We start from the raw sequence: 23,061 nt of genomic DNA on the forward strand, positions 1-23,061 counted from the left end.
GATTATTTTGGAAAAGGTACTTGAAAAGAAGAATTTTGGAATACCAGTTACAATTCTTACAGTATTTGCTTATCTTATAGGGTATTCTTTAACTAGAAACTTGACCGGTACACTATTAGTAGCATTCTTATTTGCTGCACTTGTGTTTACATTCCAGTTCGACAATAAAGTAAAAAATGCCGTAAAATATTCTTATATTATTGCAGTAATTATGCACTTGATATATCTAGTTTTTGATTTATTTGAGGTATTTATATCTATAGTTTTTGGAGGTAAATTTACCGGTTTAAATTCACTTGATATTTATGACTATAATGAATTTAGAAGAGTTCTAAGTTTTTTATATACTTATGGATTACTTATAGTTAATGGGCTTGTAATTGTAATCTTTGGTATATTAATTTTGAAGGCCCTTCTAAGAAATGATGTAAAGATTGACTTTATCGATGATATTTTTGCACCAAAACAGCCTAAACCGCCGGTAAAGCCTAGACCGGCAAAAGGACAAAGTCCTATGCATTCAAAACCAGTACAAACTAAACCACCGGTACAGCCATCGGTACAGGCTCCTAGGCAGGTAAATGATCAAACTTCCATGGATACTAAACCTGTTCAAGCTCAAGAAGTAATCCGGCCTCAGGAATCAGAAGAAGATCAAGTACCTGTGCAAACTCAGACTGCAGACCAGCCTCAAACACCCTTAAAGCATAATCCAGAAAGATGTTCTAATTGTGGTAGGGTAAACCATAAGGGAGCTATATACTGTGCTTCTTGCGGATCAAAATTAATAAATTAAAAAATAAATATCAAATAATCATTTTTTAGCTTACATATTGGAATAATAATTATTAATTTGTAGTTGAAAACAATAATATATTATGTTATTATACCAGTTGTAATCATTTAGCCGGTACTAGGAATAAGGACGCTCCGACCTTTTCTTGGTATTAGGTGATTAAAATTAAAGGAGGAAACTAATAATGATTAGCAAAGAAAGAAAAGCAGAAATTATTAAAGAATTTGGCAGAACACCCAATGACACAGGTTCACCAGAGGTTCAAATTGCCTTATTAACTGAAAGAATTTCTCAGTTAACCGAGCATTTGAAAGCCAATAAGAAGGATCATCATTCAAGAAGAGGACTTCTTAAAATGGTTGGACAAAGAAGAGGTTTACTGGAGTATCTTAAGAAAACCGATATTGAAGGTTATCGTAGTTTAATTGAACGTTTAGGTTTAAGAAAATAAACCGGTTAATTTAAAAAGCTGTTCCGTATTTAATTTTAATGGGACGGCTTTTTTAATGGTTAAATAAATATTTATCACATATAAAATTACATGAAAGAGGAACATGAATGAAACAATTTAAAATTATCTTAAATGACAAAGTGTTTCTTAAAAAAACATTAGCAATCACTATACCTATAGTATTACAAAATCTACTGAACAATTTGGTGAATCTGGTAGATACCTTGATGATTGGAAAGTTGGGAGAGACCAGTATAGCAGCCGTAGGTCTTGCTAATAAATTGTTCTTTGTCTTTTCATTACTTATGTTTGGAGTCAGCAGCGGCTCTAGTATTTTAGCAGCCCAGTATTGGGGAAAAGGAGAACTTTTAAGTATAAAAAGGGTACTTAGGATTTCCTTGTTATTTGGTGTAGGAGGATCACTGATTTTTGCCATACCCGGTTTTTTATTTCCAGAAACTATTATGGGTATTTTTACACACCTTCCCCAAACTATATCTGAAGGTGCAAAATATTTGATAATTATAGTATTTAGTTATCCTTTAACTGCCATTACTATGTGCTATGTGTCAATACTAAGAAGCATGAATTATGTTAGGCTTCCTGTAATTATTACAAGTATATCTATACTGGTAAATGTGTTTTTTAACTATGCCATGATATATGGTAATTTTGGTTTTCCTAAGATGGGGGTTGTCGGTGCAGCCTTAGCCACTTTGATTGCAAGAATTGTAGAGTGCGCCAGCTTACTTCTTCTGGTTTACACCCATAAAGCAGGGGACGGTAAACTGGGAGATTTCATTCATTTAAAATATGACAAGGTAAAAGAAGGTGGGGCTGCTTTTATCAATAAGCTTTTTATGAGCAAATATTTATCTACTGCAGCTCCGGTTATAGCCAATGAATTTATGTGGGGGCTGGGTGTAACTATGTATTCCCTAGTATATGGAAGAATGGGCGATGCTGCCACAGCAGCTATTACCATAACCAATACAGTTGAGCAGGTGGCTTTAGTATTCTTCTTTGGGTTATGCCATGCATCCTCAGTAATGCTTGGTAACGAGCTGGGTTCCGATAGGCTTGATAAAGCAGAAGAGTATGCAAAAAACTTTATAGCCATTATGTTTGTCTTGTCCATAGTAGGAGCAATTATTGTATTCTTTATAAAAAATCCAGTGGTTTCTTTGTTTGATGTATCAGATGAAGTTTTAGAATATGTAAAACTATGTATCACAGTTTTCGCCCTATATATGCCCGTAAGATTACTCAATACTCTGTTTATTGTGGCAATCTTAAGAAGTGGTGGAGATACTAAGGCTGCATTATTCCTTGATATAACTAGTGTATGGTTTATTGGTATACCTATGGCGGTTCTTGGAGGTTTAGTGCTTAAGCTTCCCATTTATACTGTATATGCCATGATATTAATTGAAGAAATATATAAGTTAGTTCTTAGCTATATACGTTATAGGCAGAAGAAATGGCTTAGAAATATCGTTGCATAAAATTCTATTACAAGAAACCCCTTTTTGTTAAAAAATACAAAAGGGGTTTTTGATATTTAATAGGAAAATTATTGTAGCATAATGGTAATAATAATGGTATAATGATATAGTTAGAGCCTAGAGAGGACAACCCGAGACTACTGAAAAGCCTATTGGTTGTCGGTAATCTGTAGGTTTTTCAGTTGTTTCGGTGCCTCCGGCTCTTTCAAATTATAATTTAAAAGGAGACCAAAGTATGTATAAAAGTTATTCAATGGAACTTGCCGGTAGAACTCTTACTGTAGAGATAGGCAGAGTTGCCGGACAGGCTAATGGAGCTGCTTTAATGCATTACGGTGATACCGTTGTACTATCAACTGCAACAGCATCCGATAAGCCTAGAGAAGGGATTGATTTCTTTCCCTTAAGTGTTGAGTATGAGGAGAAGCTATATGCCGTAGGTAAAATTCCCGGAGGCTTTATTAAGAGGGAAGGAAAGCCTACAGAGAATGCTATACTTACCTCCCGTGTTATCGACCGTCCCATGAGACCTTTATTTCCAAAAGATTATAGGAACGATGTAACTTTAGATAACCTGGTTCTTTGTGTTGACCAGGATTGCTCACCGGAGCTTACAGCCATGCTTGGATCATCAATTGCTACCTGTATTTCTGATATTCCCTTTAATGGACCGATTGCCTCAACTATGGTTGGATTAGTTGACGGAGAATTTGTATTTAATCCCACATCGGCACAAAGGGAGAAGTCCGATATGGCTCTTACAGTGGCTTCCACTAGAGATAAAGTGATTATGATAGAAGCAGGGGCCAATGAAATTCCTGAGGATAAGATGATTGAGGCTATATATGCAGCCCATGATCTTAATAAGACTATTATAGAATTTTTTGATAAGATTGTGGCAGATTGCGGTAAGCCAAAACATGATTATGTTAAGTTCGAGATACCTGAGGATTTATATGAGGATATGGTGAATTTTATAACTCCTGAAGGTATGGAGCAGGCTGTATTTACAGATGAAAAGCAAGTAAGAGAAGCCAATCTTAAGGAAATTACAGAAAAGTTAACAGCCCGTTATGAAGAGGAGCATCCTGAATGGATACCTTTACTTGGTGAGGCTATATATAAGTTCCAGAAAAATACCGTTCGTAAGATGATTTTAAGGGATAAGAAGCGTCCTGATGGAAGAAAGGCCGAAGAAATTAGAAAGTTATCTGCGGAGATTGATATTCTTCCTAGGACCCATGGTTCAGGTATGTTTACCCGTGGCCAGACCCAGGTACTTACAGTTACTACCTTAGGGGCTTTGGCTGAAACCCAAAGACTAGACGGTATTGATGAAAATGAGACAGTAAAACGTTATATGCATCATTATAATTTTCCTTCCTATTCCGTAGGTGAAACAAGACCTTCAAGAGGTCCCGGAAGACGTGAAATCGGTCACGGTGCATTGGCTGAAAAGGCATTGGTGCCTGTACTTCCTTCAGAAGAAGAATTTCCTTATGCTATCCGTACCGTATCAGAGGTATTAGAGTCTAACGGCTCAACATCCCAGGGAAGTATCTGTGCTTCCACCCTGTCACTTATGTCTGCCGGGGTGCCAATTAAGGCAATGGTTGCCGGTATATCTGTAGGCTTAGTTACAGGAGATTCTGATGATGATTATATAATTCTTACAGATATTCAAGGTCTAGAGGACTTCTTTGGAGATATGGACTTTAAGGTTGCAGGTACCCATAAAGGTATTACTGCAATACAGATGGATATAAAGATTAACGGCTTAACTAGGGAAATAATAGAAAAAGCTATTTATAGAACTAGGGAAGCTAGATTATATATTTTAGATGAGGTTATGGCTCCTGTTATTTCTGAGCCAAGGCCTGAGGTTGGACCTTATTCACCAAAAATTGTACAGATTAAGATAGATCCTGCCAAGATTGGTGATGTAGTGGGTCAAAGAGGTAAGACTATTAACGCAATAATCGAGCAGACCGGAGTAAAAATTGATATAACAGATGATGGTGCTGTGTCTATCTGTGGTTTAGATAAGGAGAGCATTGATAAAGCTGCTAAGATGATACAAATGATAGTAACTGATTTTGAAGAGGGTAAGGTTTACGAAGGTAAAGTTATTAGTATCAAGGATTTCGGTGCCTTCATAGAATTTGCTCCCGGTAAAGAAGGTTTAGTTCATATATCAAAAATCTCTAAAAAGAGAATTGAACATGTGGAAGAGGTCTTAACCTTAGGAGATAAGGTAAAGGTTGTTTGCTTAGGACAGGATAAGATGGGAAGAGTATCCTTTAGTATTAAGGATGTAAAAGATAACTAAGGTTTAATTACAATCGGGCTGCTAAAGTATTGCCTATTAGTGCATACATTAGCAGCCTCTTATATATTTGGCATATGTTATGATTAAAACATTTTATGTTAAGCATTTTTACATTTAAGTAGAAGACAAAATATATAAATGATTTGAGGTATTTTAATGACAATAAAAGAACTAACGGCTAAACAAAGGGAAGAGATATTTTTTCAATATATGGTCAAGCATTTTCATAAAAGTGAGATAAAACCCTTTGAAATCATTGAAAAGTTAATATCTGAAGGTAAATATGTCTGTTATGGCTTATTTAATAGCAAAGAGGACCAATTAAAGGGATATGCTTATTTTATTAAGAATGAGGATGATAAAATCCTGCTTCTGGATTATCTGGCTGTTTTAAAGCCTTACCGCTGCCATGGGATAGGGGGTAAGTTTCTAAATCAAATGAGAAAGATGTTTGCCGGAGAATATAAAACCATTTTAGCTGAGGTAGAAAATCCTGATTTTGCCTATAACAAAGCAGATAGCTTATTAAGAAAGAGAAGAATACAGTTTTATCTAAAGAATGGTATGAGTTTAAGTAATGTTTTAGCTAGAGTTTCGGTAGATAATTATAGAATTTTATTTATGAGTTTGGAGGAAGTAACCCAAGAAGACAATAAAATATTAAAGGCCATGGATACTATATATCAAATAGCTTTTCCCAAGGAATTTTATGAGAAACACATAGAATTGGAAATTACAAATGTTATAATATAAATTTAAAAAAATTAAATTTTATATAATAATATGAAATTAGAATTAAATTAAAACTTAATGGAATTTATTGACATGTGCATACTGCATGGTATATTATGGAGTCATGTGTAATATTTACATAATACTTTATTAGTAGCCAGGAGGTAAATTGTATGAAAAAACGCTTTATTTCGCTACTGCTGATGGTCTCTATCTTATTATCTACATTTTCAGCAGGCACTGCATTAGCTCAGGATGACCAATTATATTTAGAAGACCTATTGACAAATTCATTGGCCTCAGAAGACTTAATTGTCGGAGATACTTATGGAATATATCCACAATCATGGTATCTTTCTGATATGAATAAGCCTATAAGCCATGCACAGCTTAGAGTATTAATGGCCGGTTTACGTCATAAGATATTAAAAACTGATTGTGTTATAGATTATGAAGAAGTCAAGTTTAAACTTCATGAAAAGATGACAGTTAAAGAAGTATTAGAAGCATTCTATTTATTGATTTCATCTTATGATTTTGAAGGAGACATCGGTATTGTAGATGGTGGTAATGCTGTAAATTATATGAAAACCCATGGCATATATAAGAGTAAAATTGATCTTTCCCTAAAAGATGTATGCAGCATAGAACAAGCCTGTGTTATAGCTACTAGGCTTATTACTTATATATATGATGCCCTTGATGCTGCCAGTAAGGGCTTTTTATGGGAAATAAATTCAGGTGAAAATACCGTATATTTATTAGGCTCTATTCATGTGGCAAATTATGATATATATCCTTTTAGTAAAAAGATGTTAAAGGCATTTGATGAATCAGATGTACTTTATGTTGAAGTTGATTTGCTAGGTGGTATTGATGAATTGCCTAATTTACTTGAACAATATGGTTTATATACAGACGGTACGACTTTAAAGGATCATGTATCGGAAGAGACCTATGAAAAGACTATCAATATATTTTCCATGTTAGGAATGTCAGAAGAAGAAATTATTATGTATAAACCTTGGGTAATTCAGTATATATTAGCACCTTTAGCAGCTATCAACAATGTTGATATGGAAGATGTTGAAAATTTAACATTAGACGCTAGCTTAGGAGTGGATCTTAAATTTTTATTAGATGCCTATCTTAAAGGTAAGCCGGTTGAAGAACTTGAAAGCTATGAATTACAGATAAAATTGCTTGACAGTTTTTCCGACCAACTGGATGAATATCTATTGGTAAATACCTTAGATTCACTTTTAGGTATATCACAGGAGAATGAAGCTCTTGAAGCTAATATGTTTAATCAAATGTTGGAATATTGGCATACCGGTGATGTAGAAGGCTTTATGGAAGTGATTGCTCCAATCTTAGTACAATCTGAGTTACCTTTTGATTTAAATGAAGAGGATAATGAAGTTTTAGCATTAATGGAAGAATATTACGATAAGTTATTAACTCAGAGAGATAAGGTAATGGCAGAAAAAATAGACCGGTTACTTAAAGAAGAAGGTGGCAAAACCTATTTTATAGTAGTAGGAGCTGCTCATTATATTAGTAACTACAGTATTCTAGATATTCTCAAAGAAAAGGGCTATGAAATCAATCAAATAAAATAAAACTTAGCTTATGCTCCTCTTACTAACAAGGGGAGCATTTTATATAAAATCCCTTTATGATTGCCATTTGGATATAGATATGATAAAATCACGCTTGTTAATATATTTAACTTATGACAATTTGTGAAAGGAAGAACGGGGGCATGACAAGTATCCACAGATTATCCAATGGGATAACCCTTGTAATGGAAGAGATGCCTTATCTAAAAAGCGCGGCCTTTGGAGTATGGGTAAGAGTTGGTTCAGCCAATGAAGACGAAACTAATAATGGGATAGCTCATATGATTGAGCATATGATGTTTAAAGGAACAAAGAACCGTACAGGTAAGCAGATAGCAGATGAGATGGCTCGAATCGGAGGTAATATTAATGCATTTACCAGTAAGGAATGTACTTCATATTACGCCACTACCCTTAGCCAACATCTGCCAATAGCAATCAGAATTATAGGTGATATGTTAAATAATTCTCTTTTTGATGAGAAGGCTTTAAGGAAAGAAAAAAGTGTTATTATAGAAGAAATAGATATGTACGAAGATTCTCCGGAGGATTTGGCCCATGAACTGCTTCAACAAAGGATTTGGAAGGGACATCCTCTAGGGTATATGATTTCAGGTAAAAAAACAATTGTAAGAAAAATAAACAAAGATCAGATTCTTGATTTTATGGATAGCTATTATACAGGGGAGAATATTGTTATTTCCATAGCCGGTAGTTTTAATCAAAGGGAAATTCTATCTTTGGTTGAAGAAGAGTTTGGTAAGATAAAAGCTAAATCTACAAAATTAATAAAATCACCGGATAAACCAAGATATCATAAAGTAGTATGTAAGAGAAATAAAGATATTGAACAGCTTCATATTAATATAGCCTTTGATGGAATTTCATATCTTTCTGATGAAAGATTTACCCTGTCAGTATTAAATTGCATCTTTGGTGGAAGTGTAAATTCCAGGTTATTTCAGAAGATTAGGGAGGATGAGGGATTAACTTATTCCATATATTCTTATGGAAGTTCATATAAGGATACGGGGCTTCTTCATATATATGCAGCCATGAATCCCAATCAGAAGGATATGGTAATAGATATGATTTATAATGAAATTTACCAGCTAAAGAGTAAGGGGATTACCAAGGATGAGCTTATAATGACAAAAGAACAGATAAAAACAGAGCTTATCTTAGGCAGTGAAGGTGCTAGAAATAGAATGAATTCCAATGGAAAATCAATGCTTAACCGTGGAAGAATAGTATCAATAAATGAACTGATAGATAATATTGAGAAGGTGAGCTTAGATGATGTTATATCATTTGCCAACAGGTATCTAGATCTGTCTAATTCATCCATATCCTTAGTAGGGAATTTAAAATAAACACATTTTCTATTTGATACTTGACATTGTTATTAGGAATGCTATAATTAAGTACAATAAAAAAATATTTATTTAATAAGAATAACACGATGATGAGACCAGTACTATGTGGAAGTTTACAGAGAGAGATACGTTTGCTGAAAGTATCTTATTCGGAAACATAGGAAAACCAGCTCTGAGTGGCCCTAATCCGGTCCGGTGATTCCGTTATAATCAAATGAAGTGGGTGCTATTTGCACCAATAAGGGTGGAACCGCGATGTATATAATATGCTCGTCCCTTTCGATTTATATGTCTAAATCGAAAGAGGCGGGCTTTTCTTATTTGTTCTTAAAATAAAATATGAAAGGGGTATTTTATATGAAAATTACTTTAAAAGATGGATCTGTAAAAGAATATCAAAATAAAATGTCTGTATATGAAATTGCAAAGGATATCAGTGAAGGTCTTGCCAGAGTAGCTTGTGCTGCTGAACTTGACGGTAAAGTGGTTGACCTTCGTACCGTTGTTGATAAGGATTGTGAACTAAATATTTTGACCTTTGATCATGAAGCAGGAAAAGCTGCCTATCGTCATACTACTGCCCATGTATTGGCCCAGGCTGTAAAGAGACTCTATCCTGAGGCAAAGCTTGCCATAGGACCTGCCATAGAAAATGGTTTTTATTATGACTTTGACACTGCCCCCCTAGATCGTGCAGCTTTAGATGAGATAGAAAAGGAAATGAAGAAAATAATCAAAGAGGGAGCAGAATTAGTACGCTTTACCCTACCAAGGGATGAAGCCATAGCCTTAATGAAAGAAAAGGATGAGCCCTATAAGGTGGAACTTATTGAAGAACTGCCTGAAGATGAGGAAATTTCCTTCTATCAGCAAGGGGATTTCGTAGATTTATGTGCAGGCCCTCATCTGATGACTACAAAAAATATTAAGGCAATTAAGCTTATTTCCTCTTCAGGTGCTTATTGGAGAGGCTCGGAGAAAAATAAGATGCTTACCAGGGTATATGGAACAGCATATACTAAGAAAGCTGACCTTGATGCTCATCTTGCTCATCTAGAGGATATTAAGAAAAGAGATCACAATAAGCTAGGCCGTGAGATGGGTATCTTTGCCACCGTGGATGTTATCGGACAGGGATTACCCTTACTTATGCCAAAGGGTGCTAAGATTATTCAGACATTACAGCGTTGGATTGAGGACGAAGAGGAACGTAGAGGCTATATGAGGACTAAGACTCCTTTAATGGCCAAGAAGGATCTTTATGTTATATCTGACCACTGGAATCATTATAAAGAAGGAATGTTTGTTATTGGGGATGAAAATGATGAAAGTTCAGAGGTATTTGCCCTTCGGCCTATGACCTGTCCTTTCCAATATTATGTATATAAGCAAACACCAAAAAGCTATCGTGATCTTCCTTGCCGTTATGGTGAGACTTCAACCTTATTTAGAAATGAAGATTCCGGTGAAATGCATGGATTAACCAGAGTTAGACAGTTTACTATTTCAGAAGGACATCTAATTGTTACTCCCGAACAAGTTGAAGAGGAATTTGCAGCTTGCTTAGATTTGGCCATGTACTGCTTAAAGACCCTGGGGCTTGATAAGGATGTTACTTATCGTTTGTCTAAATGGGATCCCAATAATAAGAGCAAGTATCTAGGTGATGAGAATGATTGGGAAAAGATGCAGAGTAAAATGCGAGAAATGCTTATTAAAAACGAGGTAGAATTTGTAGAAGCCGAGGGCGAAGCAGCATTTTATGGACCTAAATTAGACATCCAGGCAAAGAATGTGTATGGTAAAGAAGATACTATGATTACTATTCAATTGGACTTTGTCTTAGCTGAGCGCTTTGATATGACTTATGTTGATGCAAGTGGGGAAAAGAAACGTCCTTATATTATTCATAGAACCAGTATCGGCTGTTATGAGAGAACTCTGGCATGGCTGATAGAGAAATATGCCGGAATGCTACCTACTTGGTTGTGTCCTGAACAGGTAAGAATACTGCCTATTTCAGAAAAATATCATGACTATGCCAATAAGGTAAAAGAAGAACTTCAAAATAACAATGTTCTTGTTACCGTAGATGAGAGGGCTGAAAAGATAGGATACAAGATTAGGGAAGCAAGATTGGACCGTGTCCCATATATGCTAATAGTTGGTCAGAACGAAGAAGAAAATGGACTTGTAGCTATAAGAAGCCGTTATCTTGGGGATGAAGGCCAGAAGCCTTTAGATACATTTATCAATGATATATGTAAGGAAATTAGAACTAAAGAAATAAGAAAAATTGAACAAACTCCTACTAAGGAGTAAATAAACTTTCCGGGTTAGAGTGAGTACTATCTCCTCTGACCCGGTTTTTAATTAAAAAAATGTTTATATTTACAATTAGATAATTCTGTATTATAATACCAAATAGTGGTATTTAAAAATATGTTTTTTTATATAGATAAAGAGGCTGAATTTAAAATGAATACATATATATTATTAGATGCTTTTCATGGAACGGATCTAAGTAATGCAGAAAGTATAATGAAATCCGGATTTAAATGCAGACCTAATAAACATCATTGGCTTGGTAATGGTATATACTTTTATATGGATTATTCTTTAGCTAAGTGGTGGACTACAAATCCATCAAGTAAATTTGGAGTAAAAATTAAAAATCCGGCTATAATAAAATGTAAAATTTATGTTAAAAATGATAATTTACTTGATTTACGACGATTAAAAGATTATACTAAATTTGTAGAAATTTATAGAAATGAGTTTTTACCATTTCTATTTTGTGGCGAATTAAGTTCTTTAAGTGAAGATACCATCGATACAAGAACTTTACGTTGTACTTATTGTGATTATTTAAATTTAAAATATAATTATAAAGTTATCATCGGTACCTTCTATCTTCCTACTCAACCATATATGCCAACCGATTATGGTAAATTTTTTGATACCTTTAACATATCTTATATTGAAAGTCAAATTTGCGTATTTGATTCAAATACCATATCAAGTATGGAATTGGTTTCTATAGATCGGAGATGATATTATGATTAATAAAAGAAAAATCAGTAGTGAGAAAGCTTTTAAGGAAGCATGCAAAAGAAATGGTCTCAGTTATAAGAAACATAACAAGGGAACAAAGACCGATAGTATTAAATTGGTTGATGAGGAAGGCAACAGTTTTTACCTTAATAATGACTTAACTATTAAAAAGTGCAGTTTAGAGGATGATAACGAATTAGCAGTAGCCAGGGAGGGTATATTAAGAGGAGGAAAAGTCTGTAAAAGATTAAAGTCATCTTATAAAATTCAAAAAGGGCTGCAAAAAGCATAGTTTGCTATTACCGTCAATCTTTAAAAAGGCTGACGGTAATTCTATTTTTAGGGTAATGCTTTTTTCTTCTCTTTATAGTATAATATTTTATATTTATACAAGAAGGAATAGATTCCCAAGCTAATAATAATTACAAGGAATAATTTAGGAAAGGGGCCATTTTAATGAATAATTATCATATTGACACTAAATGCATCCAATCAGGATATGAGCCAAAAAACGGAGAGGCCAGAGTACTTCCCATATATCAAAGTACTACATATAAATATGATTCCAGTGAGCATGTAGCTAAACTTTTTGATCTGGAAGAGGAGGGCTTTTTTTATACAAGACTTGCTAATCCTACAGTGGATTGTGTAGAAAGAAAAATTGCCGACTTAGAAGGCGGTATTGCTGCAATGTGTACTTCTTCAGGACAAGCTGCCACCATGGTTGCAATTCTAAATATATGTAATGTGGGCGATCATATAATCTCTTCCAGTAACATATATGGGGGAACCATGAATCTACTGGCGGTTACATTAAAGAAAATGGGGATTGAATGTACATTTGTTGATCCCGATGCTTCCATAGAAGAGCTTCAAGGGCTAGTAAAAGATAATACCAAACTGGTTTTTGCTGAAACCATAGCCAATCCATCCTTAGTAGTAGCTGATTTGGAGAAGTTAGCTAAGTTTGCCCATTCCAATGATTTGCCCTTAATTGTAGATAACACCTTTGCAACACCTATTAATTGTAGACCTATTGAACACGGAGCAGATATAGTTCTTCATTCAACATCCAAATATATGGATGGTCACGCTGTGGCCCTGGGAGGTGTAATTGTAGACAGTGGTAATTTTAACTGGGATAATGGTAAATTTCCCGGATTATCTACACCTGATGAATCATATCATGGTATGGTTTATACAAGAGATTGCGGCAGGGCAGCCTATATTACTAAGGCAAGGGTACAGCTTATGAGAGACATGGGTATGGCACCATCACCAAACAATGCATTTTTGTTAAATTTGGGTCTGGAAACTTTACACCTTAGAATGGAGCGCCATTGTAGTAATGCTATGAAGGTGGCAGAGTACCTTGAGCAGCATAATCAGGTGCTTTGGGTTAATTTTCCTGGACTTAAGAGTAATAAATATTACGATTTGGCTAAGAAGTATCTGCCTAAGGGAGTTTGTGGCGTAATTTCATTTGGTATAAAAGGAGGCAGACAAGCTGCTGTTAAGTTTATGGATAGTCTAAAACTTGCTTCTATTGTGGTACATGTAGCGGATGCCAGAACCAGTGTTCTGCACCCAGCCAGCACCACCCATAGACAGCTTAATGATCAGCAGTTAGCTGACTGTGGCATTTCTCCGGAGATGATACGCATGTCTATAGGAATTGAGAATGTTGATGATATTCTTAATGATATTGAACAGGCATTTAGAAATATATAATATATCAATATAGCATTTAGTATTACAAGGGCTGTTAAGAAATTGTCTTATCCTGAAGTAAATTTATGTGGATAGCAATCATTAACAGTCTTTTTTGTTAATATATGTTTATGTTATAATTATATATAATAGTACTAAATTTGGACATTTTATTTTTGGGAGGTGACTACAATTAGAATTTTTAAGAAGAGTAAGTTACAATTAAATAAATTAAAACCCCTATACTTTATGAAGGCGGGAATAGGATCGGCCGTAGCTATTATAGTGGCTGAAAGCCTGGGGCTTTTATTTAGCACTTCTGCCGGTATCATCACCTTGCTTACCATATATGATACAAAAAAAGAAACCTTACTGGTTGCTGCAAAACGCTTGGTAGCTTTTATTTTAGCCATTAGCATATCATATATATTATTTAATACTTTAGGATATAACCCATGGGTATACGGTATATTTATAGTTTTGTTTGTGGGCTTAAGCTATTTATTTAATATAAAAGATGGTATTGCAATGAATGCGGTACTAATGACTCATTTTCTGGTTGAGGAACGGATAGATTGGCCTTTACTTGTCAATGAGCTTACGATACTTGGTATTGGTATGGGAATTGGGATTATAATTAATATGATTATGCCTAATTATAAAAAACAGATACGAATAAAACAAGAGATACTAGAAGAAAAAATAAGGATGATACTAAAAACAATGGCAATTGCTCTTAAGGATAAAAAGGCCTGTTTAGTCCAAGGAATATCCTTTGAAGATGATTATAAAGAGAAACCCATAGATAGGGATAAAAAGCCGAGTAAGATGGTTTTACCGGAGGAAAAACCAGAGCTTTTATATGAGCAGATTATAATAGATTTTCGTGACTTGGATTTGTTTTTAGAGGAACTAATTAAAAAGGCATATGAAGATGCCGGCAACAACTTATTATCCAATACCAGATACTTAATTTCATATTTGGAAATGAGAAGTCATCAGATTGAAGTATTAAAGAAAATTAGTTTACTTATAACAGATATTCCGGTTCTATTAAAACAGTCTATGCCCTTAGCTGATTTTATAGAAGAAATAGCAGAGAATTTTCACGAAACCAACAATGTGAAAGGATTATTGGAGGACTTAAAAAAACTCTATGACCATTATAAAAAGTACAAGTTACCTGTTACTAGAGAAGAATTTGAATATCGTGCCACTTTATTTGAAATTTTGAAGGAACTGGAATACTTCCTTAAAATTAAAAGAAAGTTTATGCTGGAAATGGCAAGAGGAGGATATTAATTTTTTATAAAATAATAAGCCAACTTTGCATATGGGGAAAATAAATCAAGTATAAATCAAGTTATTTTTCACATAATAGTATGGAAAGTCTGCAAAATACTAAAAAAGGAGTACCATATGCAAAGGGAAAGAAATATGCAAGAAACAAATAATAATGGCCAAAAGGAAAATCAAAAAAATCCTATAGATGTAAATAATTCTGATTCAGATAATGAAAATAAAGAGCCTGTGGAAGATCAAGAGGCTGAAAAGGTAAAAAAGGAAAATGAAGAATTAAAGGATAAAAAGATTAGCGAGTACGGTCAGACTGTTCTAGAAAACAACAAAAAGGAGCATAAGATACATTTATTATCAATTATAGGGGAAATCGAAGGCCACGAATGTCTTCCCCAGCATAATAAAACCACAAAATACGAACATGTCTTGCCACAGCTGGCAGCCATAGAGGATAGTTCTGAGATTGACGGACTGCTGATACTTATCAATACAGTGGGGGGAGACGTAGAAGCAGGCCTAGCCATTGCAGAGATGATAGCTTCCTTAAGTAAGCCCACTGTATCCTTGGTACTTGGTGGAAGCCATTCCATAGGCGTTCCTCTGGCTGTTTCTGCAGATTATAGTTTTATCGTACCTACAGCCACCATGATAATCCATCCGGTTCGGATGAACGGAACAGTTATCGGTGTTACTCAAACATTTGAATACTTTGAAAAAATCCAAGATAGAATTATTAAATTCGTAGTCAGTCATTCGGGAATCAGTTACTCAGACTTTAAGAATTTAATGTTGGCCACAAATCAGCTGGCTAAGGATGTGGGATCTATCCTGGTAGGAGAAGAAACTGTAAAACTAAAGATTATAAAAGAGGTAGGAGGCATTAAGGAAGCCCTGGCTAAAATGAATGAAATGATTGAAGAAGGGAAGAAACAGTAAAATTTAATTTGTTTTTAGTATGAAAGAAGGGATTACTTATGCTTTATACTGTAGTACCATTAGAAAGAATATACCTAGATCACAGGGCAAAAGATCAAGGAAAAAAAGAGGAAGCTGAGCCTGAATATAAAGAAATACAATTAAAGCATGGAAGGGTACTAGCCCGTCGTGAGGGTGATAATTATATAGTTCACAGAATTACTTCTACAGATATGAGTGATTATTTAAATGGGGATTATAGTCCGGGAAAACCAGTATTATAAGGTGACAGATACCTGTCACCTTAAAACAAAGGATGAGTTGATTTGAAAAAATTGTATATTGTTATAACTATAATAATTTCATTTATTCTTTATATTTTTTTAGGGATAATTATATCTTATAAGAAACAGCCGAATATCAGTGATGATTATATTAGCTCCTTTTACCTTGAAGATTATTATTCTGATGATATTTCTTGTGACAGGGCTTGCATCATTGAGGATAATAAGGAAGCTTTAATAGAACGGCTTAGAATGATAGAAATGGCCGAGGAGAGAATTATTTTATCCACATTTGACTTTAGATCAGATAATAGTGGTAAGGATATTTTAGCTGCTCTTTATAGTGCTGCAGAAAGGGGCCTTGATATTAAAGTTTTGGTTGATGGCTTTTCGGCATTTTTACAAATGTATGGTAATGAGTACTTTTTTGCTTTATCTACCCTTGATAATGTAGAGATTAAGATATATAATCCCATTAATCTTCTAAAACCATGGAAAAGTATGGGCCGGTTACATGACAAATTTTTAATAGTTGATAATGAATCATATATTATAGGGGGCAGAAATACATTTGATTATTTTTTGGGAGATAAGGGATATAAAAATTATGATAGGGATGTACTGGTATACAATACCAAACCATACAGTAAGGAAAGTTCAATTTATGATTTAATCGATTATTTTTATAAGGTGTGGAATTTAAAAGAATGCAAATTATTCAATGATGAAGAATATAAGGGTAAAAGAAAAAAGGTTATTAAGGCCAGGGAAGAATTAAAGGAGATTTATAAATCTAATATTGATAAATACCCCTTCCTTTTGGAGGACTTTGATTATCAGGAGATTACATATGAGGTAAATAAGATATCCTTACTTTCTAATCCGGTTCATGTCTATGCAAAAGAACCTGCTGTATTTTATTCCTTGATACAACTTATGAATAATGCCAAGGAGGAAGTAAAAATTCATACTCCCTATATTATATGTAATGATTTTATGTATCAAGCTATAAGGTCGGTTACAAGTAGTGGGACTAAAGTTTCTATTATGACAAATTCACCGGCCAATAACGGCAACCCTTTTGGTGCTTCCGATTATATTATTAATAGGGATAAGATTTTACAGACCGGTGCTAAGATTTATGAATATGAAGGTGGTATCTCCTATCATGGAAAAAGTATAACTATTGATGATAATATATCTATTATCGGCTCCTTTAATATGGATTTAAGAAGTGTGTATCTAAGTACGGAGACAATGGTGGTTATTGACAGTGAAGAGATAAACAAACAGCTTAAGGAATACTTTAAAACCTATGAAGAGGATGCAGTATATATAATTGATAAGGACAGGATTGAAATACCAAAAGGGGTTGTAAGACAGGAATTTACAGAAAAAAAGAAGTTGTTAATTAGGATAATATCAAGATTTAATTGGTTGCGTTTCTTGATGTAGAAAGCCTTACAAGGCCTTATTTGGCTTGCATAAGATTTACCTAAAAGGTATAATGAAAGGCGGAAGATTAATAAAAGGAGGATTTTGCATGCCTTCCAAAAAGACAACAGGTAAAAGAAATACAAGTAAAAGAAGTACAAGCAAAAAAAATACAGCAAAAAAGAGTACATATAAATCTAAGAAAAAACAAAAAGAAGCAGTGAAACAAAACGGAGCTATACAGGATGAGATTATCCTTATAATTACTCTGGTTGTTTCTATACTTATATTTTTAAGTTATTTTGATTTATGCGGTATTGTAGGTAAGCATGTTAGTGAATTTTTATTTGGCATAATTGGCCTAGAAGCATATATACTGCCTTTTATATTATTTTTTGGTACTGCATTTTATATATCTAATATGGGTAATAAAGTAGCGGTAAAGAAATTGCTAAGTGCTGCAGTTTTTTTACTAGCACTGGCAGGGCTTATTCAAATGATTTCTAAGCCCTATGATAGCAATATGAAGATATTGGATTATTATAGCAATTCCAGTAAGGGCCGGTCCGGTGGAGGCATTATCGGAGGCATTCTTGCAATGGTATTATGCGGAGCCTTTGATGAGACTGGAGCATATATACTAATAATAGCTACCATGATTATATCTGTAATTCTTATGACCGGTAAAGCTTTATTTTTATATATGGCAAGGCTTAGCAAGAAATCCTTAGAAGATAGAAGACAGTACAAGATGATAAGAAAAGAACAGTATGAAGAGCAAATGGCTAAAGAGGGCCTAGAAAAGCCCGGTCGGAGAAGGTTTAAAGCTTTTAATCTTGAGTCAGAGGATGAAGAGGAGACTGATATAGATCAAGATGATTCTAATATTTTAGAAATATTGGGAAAAAAGAGAAGAAGAAAGAAGAAAGAAGTAGATGAACTTCCCATAGTTAATCTGGGAGAATTGTCCCCACATGATGCCAAAACAGCTGCTGATCAAGTAAATAGTATAAATCTTGCTGATATGAAAATTCAAGGTCTTGATGAAGAATATGTGCCAGCATATGAAGAAGAGTTAAGAAATAAGTTTGGAAATAGCAACTCTGAAGCTGCTATAGAGAAAAACTTAGATACTTCAAATGAAAGTGAAAGCTCGTCTCTTTCTACAAGTGTAGAAGCAACCATGAAGGATAATGAGGGGACAAGGGGTAAAAAGAAGGCAGTCGCCTCTGATAATTCTACCGATGTAGAAAATCTAGATATTAATCAGATGGCAGAAGAGAAGGAGTATGTATTCCCGCCGGTTAATCTCCTTACGGCTCCCAAAGCAAGGTCAGCAAGAGGGCAGATGACCGAACGGACTCTTAAAGAAACTGCAGCAAAGCTTCAGAGTACCTTAGAAAGTTTTGGAGTTCATGTTACTGTTACTAATGTCAGCTGCGGACCTACCGTAACCAGGTACGAACTTCAACCGGAACAGGGAGTTAAGGTAAAAAGTATCACCAGTTTGGCTGATGACATTAAGCTTAATCTTGCTGCCTCTGAGGTTAGAATAGAAGCACCAATACCCGGCAAATCTGCCGTCGGTATCGAAGTCCCTAATAAAGAGAATTCTGTAGTCACCTTTAGGGAATTGATAGAAAGCAAGGAATTTACAAATCATCCCTCGGATATTGCTTTTGCTGTGGGTAGGGACATAGGGGGACAAGTTATTATAACAGATATAGCCAAGATGCCCCACCTTTTAATTGCCGGTGCCACAGGTTCCGGTAAATCAGTTTGTATAAATACTTTAATTATGAGTATCTTATATAAATCAAAACCTTCTGATGTACGAATGATAATGATAGACCCTAAAGTGGTGGAGTTAAGTGTATATAACGGTATCCCTCATCTATTAATTCCTGTAGTAACCGATCCGAAGAAGGCTGCTGCTGCACTGAACTGGGCAGTTATGGAGATGACTGACCGTTATAAGAAATTTGCAGAAACCGGTGTTAGGGATCTTAAGGGATATAATAAAAAGGTTCAGGAAGTGGCTCATCTTAATGATGAAAACTTGCAGAAGCTACCTCAGATTGTAATTATTATTGATGAGTTGGCAGATTTGATGATGGTAGCTCCCGGTGAAGTAGAAGATGCTATCTGCCGTCTGGCACAGATGGCTAGGGCTGCCGGTATACATTTGATTATTGCTACCCAAAGACCCTCTGTAAATGTAATAACCGGTCTTATTAAGGCTAATATACCTTCTAGGATAGCATTTGCAGTGTCTTCTGCGGTGGATTCAAGGACAATTATAGACAGTGCCGGTGCCGAAAAACTACTGGGTAAGGGGGATATGTTATTCTTCCCCTCCGGCTATCCTAAACCCGTAAGAATTCAGGGGTCATATGTATCTGATAAGGAAGTTAGTGCTACGGTTGATTTCCTTATTCAGAATAACAATTCCGCCAACTATAGTGAAGAAATTAAGGAAACCATAGCTAATGTCAAGGCAGCAGAGGCCGCTGCAGCAGCCGCCAGTGAGCGGGATGAATATTTTGTTGAGGCCGGAAGATTTATTATTGAAAAGGACAAGGCTTCTATAGGTATGTTGCAGAGAGTATATAAAATTGGCTTTAATCGTGCGGCCAGAATTATGGATCAGCTGGCAGAAGTTGGTGTGGTAGGTCCTGAAGAAGGAACTAAACCAAGAAAAATTTTAATGTCAGCCGAAGAGTATGAGCAGTTTCTTAGTGACAATGGCTTAGCTTAAAATACAATATACCAGTAATTAAAAAATAAAATTTAAAGAAGAAGGTCTGACTAAAATGCTTGCTTGGCTTATAGTAAATGAATTTTTAGAATCAAAGAAATTTAATGAAATACATAAATATATTTACGAAGCTGCAAAGAGGCAGGGTATCGATTTAGAGCAAAAGACAAATGCCCAGCTTCTGATTGATCTTCCTTTTAAAGAAAAAACCGGTTCTTCTGCGGATTTTATCTTGTTTTGGGATAAGGATGTAAGACTTGCAAAATATTTGGAGATGAAGGGATACAAGGTTTTTAATTCCTCAGACTCAATTTATGCCTGTGATGATAAATCCAAGACCCATATACTTTTAGCAGGGGCGGGTATTGTTATGCCAAGGACCATAATTGCTCCCATGACCTATAATAATATCGGTTATACTAATACCGGCTTTCTTGATGAAGTGGCAGACAAACTGGGATTTCCTCTGGTTGTAAAGGAGTGTTTTGGTTCCTTTGGTCAGCAGGTTTATCTGGTAAATGATTTTAATGAACTGACTGTAAAAGTAAAGCAGCTGGGGGCAAAACCCATGCTTTTTCAAGAATATATAAGATCCAGCCATGGAAGGGATATAAGGCTTCAAGTTGTTGGTGATAAGGTAGTTGCTGCCATGTATCGCTATTCCGATAATGGGGATTTTCGTGCCAATCTTACTATCGGAGGTAAGATGAAGTCCTATGAGCCCACAAAGGAACAATGTGATCTGGCTATAAAAAGTTGCAAAATCTTGGGCCTTGACTTTGCCGGAGTTGATATTCTATTTGGTAAAGATGAAGAGCCTATGGTGTGCGAGGTAAATTCCAATGCCCATTTTAAAAACATATATGATTGTACCGGAGTCAATGTGGCGGATGCTATTATTAACCATATTAAATCCCGGCTTTAAGATGGGATTTTTTAATGAAATTAGATTACAGGATTGGAGATAGATTAATTGAATGCCTGGATTATATATTACAGGGACAAAGCAGAATATAACAGAAATTATATTGATATTTATAAAGAAGAAGGTAAAAAACTAGGTATAGATTTTAGCTTGGTTTTGATTGAAGATCTGGATTTTGGTGTAAAAGATGGGAACTTGTATCTTATCCACAAAAATATTACTTATTGGGAAAGAGATGAAAAATTTCCTGACTTTCTTGTGTTTAGAGCAATTTATCCTCTGCTTTCAAAGCATTTGGAACTAATGGGAATGAAAGTTTATAATAATTCTTTTGTGGCTGATATATGTAACGATAAGGCTAAAACCTATCAGTATTTAGCAAGAACCGGTATTCCTATGGTGGATTCTTTATTTTACAAGAATAATCGGGTTGAAAATCTCTTGCAAAATCTAGATAAGCCTACTGTAATTAAAGCTGTAGATGGACATGGGGGCAGTCAGGTATTCTTACTTGATGGCCAGAATAAACCTAAGTTTAATAATAGACAATCAGATAGCAACTGGTCAGACAAAGTAAAGGATATAGTTAGGGGAATAGGTAATTCGGATGTTGTATTACAGCCACTTGTTGGAAAAGCTGCCAAGGATCTTCGAGTATATGTCATAGGCACTGAAATAATTGCAGCTGTTATGAGGACTGCAAAAGATGGGTTTAGAGCTAACTTCTCCCTAGGTGGAAATGTTTCCTTGTACCGGTTATCAAAAGAAGAAAGGCAATTGGTTAATACTATTATTGAACAGTTTGAATTTGGACTTGTGGGTATTGATTTTATAATCGGTGATAATGGCCAGTTGATTTTTAATGAGATAGAAGATGTGGTGGGCTCCCGAATGTTATATCAATGTTCGGATATTAATATAGTGGAGTTATATCTGAAATTTATAATTAAAGATTTAAAGATAAAATAAGGCTGTTTTAAGTAATTTAAAACAGCCTTATGTATGTATTACTAATTATCTTTAAAATGAAAAATTTCATTAATAATATATTATTACAAGAAAAAGTAAATACATGTATATATAATTTTAATTTATATTTACTATAGTAAGTAATTCCTTGGGAGCATCAATTAAGTAATCTGCCCCTTCATGTCTTAAGACCTCTGGACTGCGAAATCCCCAAGTTACCCCTACACATGGTAGCCCTGCATTTTTTGCTGTCTGGACATCGGTTTCAGAATCCCCTACAAATATAGTTTTATTGATATCTGCACCAAGTTCTTTAATGGCTTTAAAGACAGTATCAGGTGCAGGTTTTCTTTTTATGGTGGCACTTTCCCCAATGGCTACATTAATTAAATCACCAAAATAATCTTTAGCCAGTTTTTTAACTGCTATATCAAATTTGTTGGATACAATTGCAAGTTTGTAATCATTTTCTTTAAGCTTGTGAAGAAGTTCAATGATACCGTTATATGGTCTGGTTTTATTTTGCATATTTTGCTGATAATGTTCTTTAAAAGTAGCAAGACATTTTTGTATATTTTCATGGCTACTATGAAGAGGAAGGGAACGTTCAACAAGTTTTTCTACACCATCTCCAACGAAACTTCTGACTTCTTCTAAGCTTCTAGTTTCATATCCATGGCTTGTTAGGGCATAATTTAAACTGTCTTTTAAATCCTCTAAGGTGTTTAGTAAGGTTCCATCCAGATCAAAAATAATAGTGTTATATTTCATTAAAAGTTCCTTTCTAAGTATGTATATAGGTAATTTAGTTGTTTTATTATTAATTGCATACTATATACTATTATATCAAATTAAAAGAAGCTGTGCAAAATTTATCTTGACCTAAAATATTTATATGCTAC

19 protein-coding genes and 1 other annotated feature are annotated in these 23,061 nt (G+C 34.7%); of the genes, 18 read left to right on the forward strand and 1 reads right to left on the reverse strand.

The genetic code is table 11. From position 1 onward, the window contains the following. Positions 1–7: 7 nt before the first annotated feature. From SD1D_RS04565 to SD1D_RS04650, 18 genes are all read left to right on the forward strand, one after another. The gene (locus SD1D_RS04565; RefSeq protein WP_058257829.1) at positions 8–796 is read left to right on the forward strand and encodes a zinc ribbon domain-containing protein; all 789 of its coding nucleotides are present in this window, start codon (positions 8–10) and stop codon (positions 794–796) included. A 184-nt stretch (positions 797–980) separates the two neighbouring features. Continuing rightward, on the forward strand, positions 981–1,247 hold the full coding sequence (rpsO, locus tag SD1D_RS04570) for a 30S ribosomal protein S15 (RefSeq protein WP_087758773.1): 267 nt from the start codon (positions 981–983) through the stop codon (positions 1,245–1,247). 107 nt (positions 1,248–1,354) lie between these two features. Further along, positions 1,355–2,752, forward strand: coding sequence for an MATE family efflux transporter (locus SD1D_RS04575; RefSeq protein ID WP_058257831.1), 1,398 nt, complete (start codon positions 1,355–1,357; stop codon positions 2,750–2,752). A gap of 235 nt (positions 2,753–2,987) precedes the next feature. Next, on the forward strand, positions 2,988–5,081 hold the full coding sequence (locus SD1D_RS04580) for a polyribonucleotide nucleotidyltransferase (protein WP_058257832.1): 2,094 nt from the start codon (positions 2,988–2,990) through the stop codon (positions 5,079–5,081). Positions 5,082–5,237: 156 nt separating this feature from the next. Continuing rightward, entirely contained in the window at positions 5,238–5,834 is a 597-nt protein-coding gene (locus SD1D_RS04585; RefSeq protein ID WP_058257833.1) for a GNAT family N-acetyltransferase, read from the forward strand. A 152-nt stretch (positions 5,835–5,986) separates the two neighbouring features. Continuing rightward, positions 5,987–7,435 (forward strand): TraB/GumN family protein, encoded by a 1,449-nt coding sequence (locus SD1D_RS04590; protein ID WP_058257834.1) that lies wholly within the window; start codon positions 5,987–5,989, stop codon positions 7,433–7,435. Positions 7,436–7,578: 143 nt separating this feature from the next. Continuing rightward, positions 7,579–8,808 carry a M16 family metallopeptidase gene (locus tag SD1D_RS04595; RefSeq protein ID WP_058257835.1) on the forward strand — a complete coding sequence of 410 codons (1,230 nt, stop codon included), beginning with the start codon at positions 7,579–7,581 and terminating at the stop codon, positions 8,806–8,808. A gap of 80 nt (positions 8,809–8,888) precedes the next feature. After that, positions 8,889–9,092 (forward strand) — a binding site (T-box leader). Positions 9,093–9,168: 76 nt separating this feature from the next. Beyond that, complete coding sequence (gene thrS / locus SD1D_RS04600; protein ID WP_058257836.1) at positions 9,169–11,133, forward strand: threonine--tRNA ligase; 1,965 nt, start codon at positions 9,169–9,171, stop codon at positions 11,131–11,133. 156 nt (positions 11,134–11,289) lie between these two features. Beyond that, on the forward strand, positions 11,290–11,865 hold the full coding sequence (locus tag SD1D_RS04605) for a poly(ADP-ribose) polymerase family protein (protein ID WP_157893096.1): 576 nt from the start codon (positions 11,290–11,292) through the stop codon (positions 11,863–11,865). Between the two features lie 4 nt (positions 11,866–11,869). Continuing rightward, positions 11,870–12,157 (forward strand): hypothetical protein, encoded by a 288-nt coding sequence (locus SD1D_RS04610; protein WP_058257838.1) that lies wholly within the window; start codon positions 11,870–11,872, stop codon positions 12,155–12,157. 164 nt (positions 12,158–12,321) lie between these two features. Beyond that, positions 12,322–13,596 carry an O-acetylhomoserine aminocarboxypropyltransferase/cysteine synthase family protein gene (locus SD1D_RS04615; RefSeq protein WP_058257839.1) on the forward strand — a complete coding sequence of 425 codons (1,275 nt, stop codon included), beginning with the start codon at positions 12,322–12,324 and terminating at the stop codon, positions 13,594–13,596. A 162-nt stretch (positions 13,597–13,758) separates the two neighbouring features. Then, entirely contained in the window at positions 13,759–14,877 is a 1,119-nt protein-coding gene (locus SD1D_RS04620) for an aromatic acid exporter family protein (protein WP_058257840.1), read from the forward strand. Between the two features lie 117 nt (positions 14,878–14,994). Next, positions 14,995–15,810 carry a ClpP family protease gene (locus tag SD1D_RS04625; RefSeq protein WP_242955254.1) on the forward strand — a complete coding sequence of 272 codons (816 nt, stop codon included), beginning with the start codon at positions 14,995–14,997 and terminating at the stop codon, positions 15,808–15,810. 38 nt (positions 15,811–15,848) lie between these two features. After that, positions 15,849–16,073 (forward strand): YlzJ-like family protein, encoded by a 225-nt coding sequence (locus tag SD1D_RS04630; RefSeq protein ID WP_058257842.1) that lies wholly within the window; start codon positions 15,849–15,851, stop codon positions 16,071–16,073. A 42-nt stretch (positions 16,074–16,115) separates the two neighbouring features. Continuing rightward, the gene (locus SD1D_RS04635; RefSeq protein WP_058257843.1) at positions 16,116–17,528 is read left to right on the forward strand and encodes a phospholipase D-like domain-containing protein; all 1,413 of its coding nucleotides are present in this window, start codon (positions 16,116–16,118) and stop codon (positions 17,526–17,528) included. Positions 17,529–17,616: 88 nt separating this feature from the next. Then, positions 17,617–20,265, forward strand: a complete 2,649-nt coding sequence (locus SD1D_RS04640; protein WP_058257844.1) for an FtsK/SpoIIIE family DNA translocase — start codon at positions 17,617–17,619, stop codon at positions 20,263–20,265. A gap of 55 nt (positions 20,266–20,320) precedes the next feature. Further along, on the forward strand, positions 20,321–21,190 hold the full coding sequence (locus SD1D_RS04645) for an ATP-grasp domain-containing protein (RefSeq protein WP_058257845.1): 870 nt from the start codon (positions 20,321–20,323) through the stop codon (positions 21,188–21,190). A 48-nt stretch (positions 21,191–21,238) separates the two neighbouring features. Then, positions 21,239–22,159 (forward strand): ATP-grasp domain-containing protein, encoded by a 921-nt coding sequence (locus tag SD1D_RS04650; RefSeq protein ID WP_058257846.1) that lies wholly within the window; start codon positions 21,239–21,241, stop codon positions 22,157–22,159. Positions 22,160–22,276: 117 nt separating this feature from the next. Here the strand turns inward: SD1D_RS04650 and SD1D_RS04655 are convergent, their stop codons facing one another. Further along, a complete protein-coding gene (locus tag SD1D_RS04655; protein WP_058257847.1) occupies positions 22,277–22,930 on the reverse strand; it encodes an HAD family hydrolase in 654 nt (217 codons plus the stop codon). Positions 22,931–23,061 lie beyond the last annotated feature (131 nt).

Source organism: Herbinix luporum, assembly GCF_900070325.1.
Lineage (GTDB): Bacteria > Bacillota > Clostridia > Lachnospirales > Lachnospiraceae > Mobilitalea > Mobilitalea luporum.

Excerpts from the sequence above, each read along its gene's own strand:
- SD1D_RS04615 (WP_058257839.1), top strand. The coding sequence starts at position 12,322 with ATGAATAATTATCATATTGACACTAAATGCATCCAATCAGGATATGAG.
- SD1D_RS04590 (WP_058257834.1), top strand. The coding sequence starts at position 5,987 with ATGAAAAAACGCTTTATTTCGCTACTGCTGATGGTCTCTATCTTATTA.
- SD1D_RS04585 (WP_058257833.1), top strand. The coding sequence starts at position 5,238 with ATGACAATAAAAGAACTAACGGCTAAACAAAGGGAAGAGATATTTTTT.
- SD1D_RS04655 (WP_058257847.1), bottom strand. The coding sequence starts at position 22,930 with ATGAAATATAACACTATTATTTTTGATCTGGATGGAACCTTACTAAAC.
- SD1D_RS04580 (WP_058257832.1), top strand. The coding sequence starts at position 2,988 with ATGTATAAAAGTTATTCAATGGAACTTGCCGGTAGAACTCTTACTGTA.
- SD1D_RS04575 (WP_058257831.1), top strand. The coding sequence starts at position 1,355 with ATGAAACAATTTAAAATTATCTTAAATGACAAAGTGTTTCTTAAAAAA.
- SD1D_RS04605 (WP_157893096.1), top strand. The coding sequence starts at position 11,290 with ATGAATACATATATATTATTAGATGCTTTTCATGGAACGGATCTAAGT.
- SD1D_RS04630 (WP_058257842.1), top strand. The coding sequence starts at position 15,849 with ATGCTTTATACTGTAGTACCATTAGAAAGAATATACCTAGATCACAGG.
- SD1D_RS04645 (WP_058257845.1), top strand. The coding sequence starts at position 20,321 with ATGCTTGCTTGGCTTATAGTAAATGAATTTTTAGAATCAAAGAAATTT.
- thrS (WP_058257836.1), top strand. The coding sequence starts at position 9,169 with ATGAAAATTACTTTAAAAGATGGATCTGTAAAAGAATATCAAAATAAA.
- SD1D_RS04610 (WP_058257838.1), top strand. The coding sequence starts at position 11,870 with ATGATTAATAAAAGAAAAATCAGTAGTGAGAAAGCTTTTAAGGAAGCA.
- SD1D_RS04625 (WP_242955254.1), top strand. The coding sequence starts at position 14,995 with ATGCAAAGGGAAAGAAATATGCAAGAAACAAATAATAATGGCCAAAAG.
- SD1D_RS04640 (WP_058257844.1), top strand. The coding sequence starts at position 17,617 with ATGCCTTCCAAAAAGACAACAGGTAAAAGAAATACAAGTAAAAGAAGT.
- rpsO (WP_087758773.1), top strand. The coding sequence starts at position 981 with ATGATTAGCAAAGAAAGAAAAGCAGAAATTATTAAAGAATTTGGCAGA.
- SD1D_RS04595 (WP_058257835.1), top strand. The coding sequence starts at position 7,579 with ATGACAAGTATCCACAGATTATCCAATGGGATAACCCTTGTAATGGAA.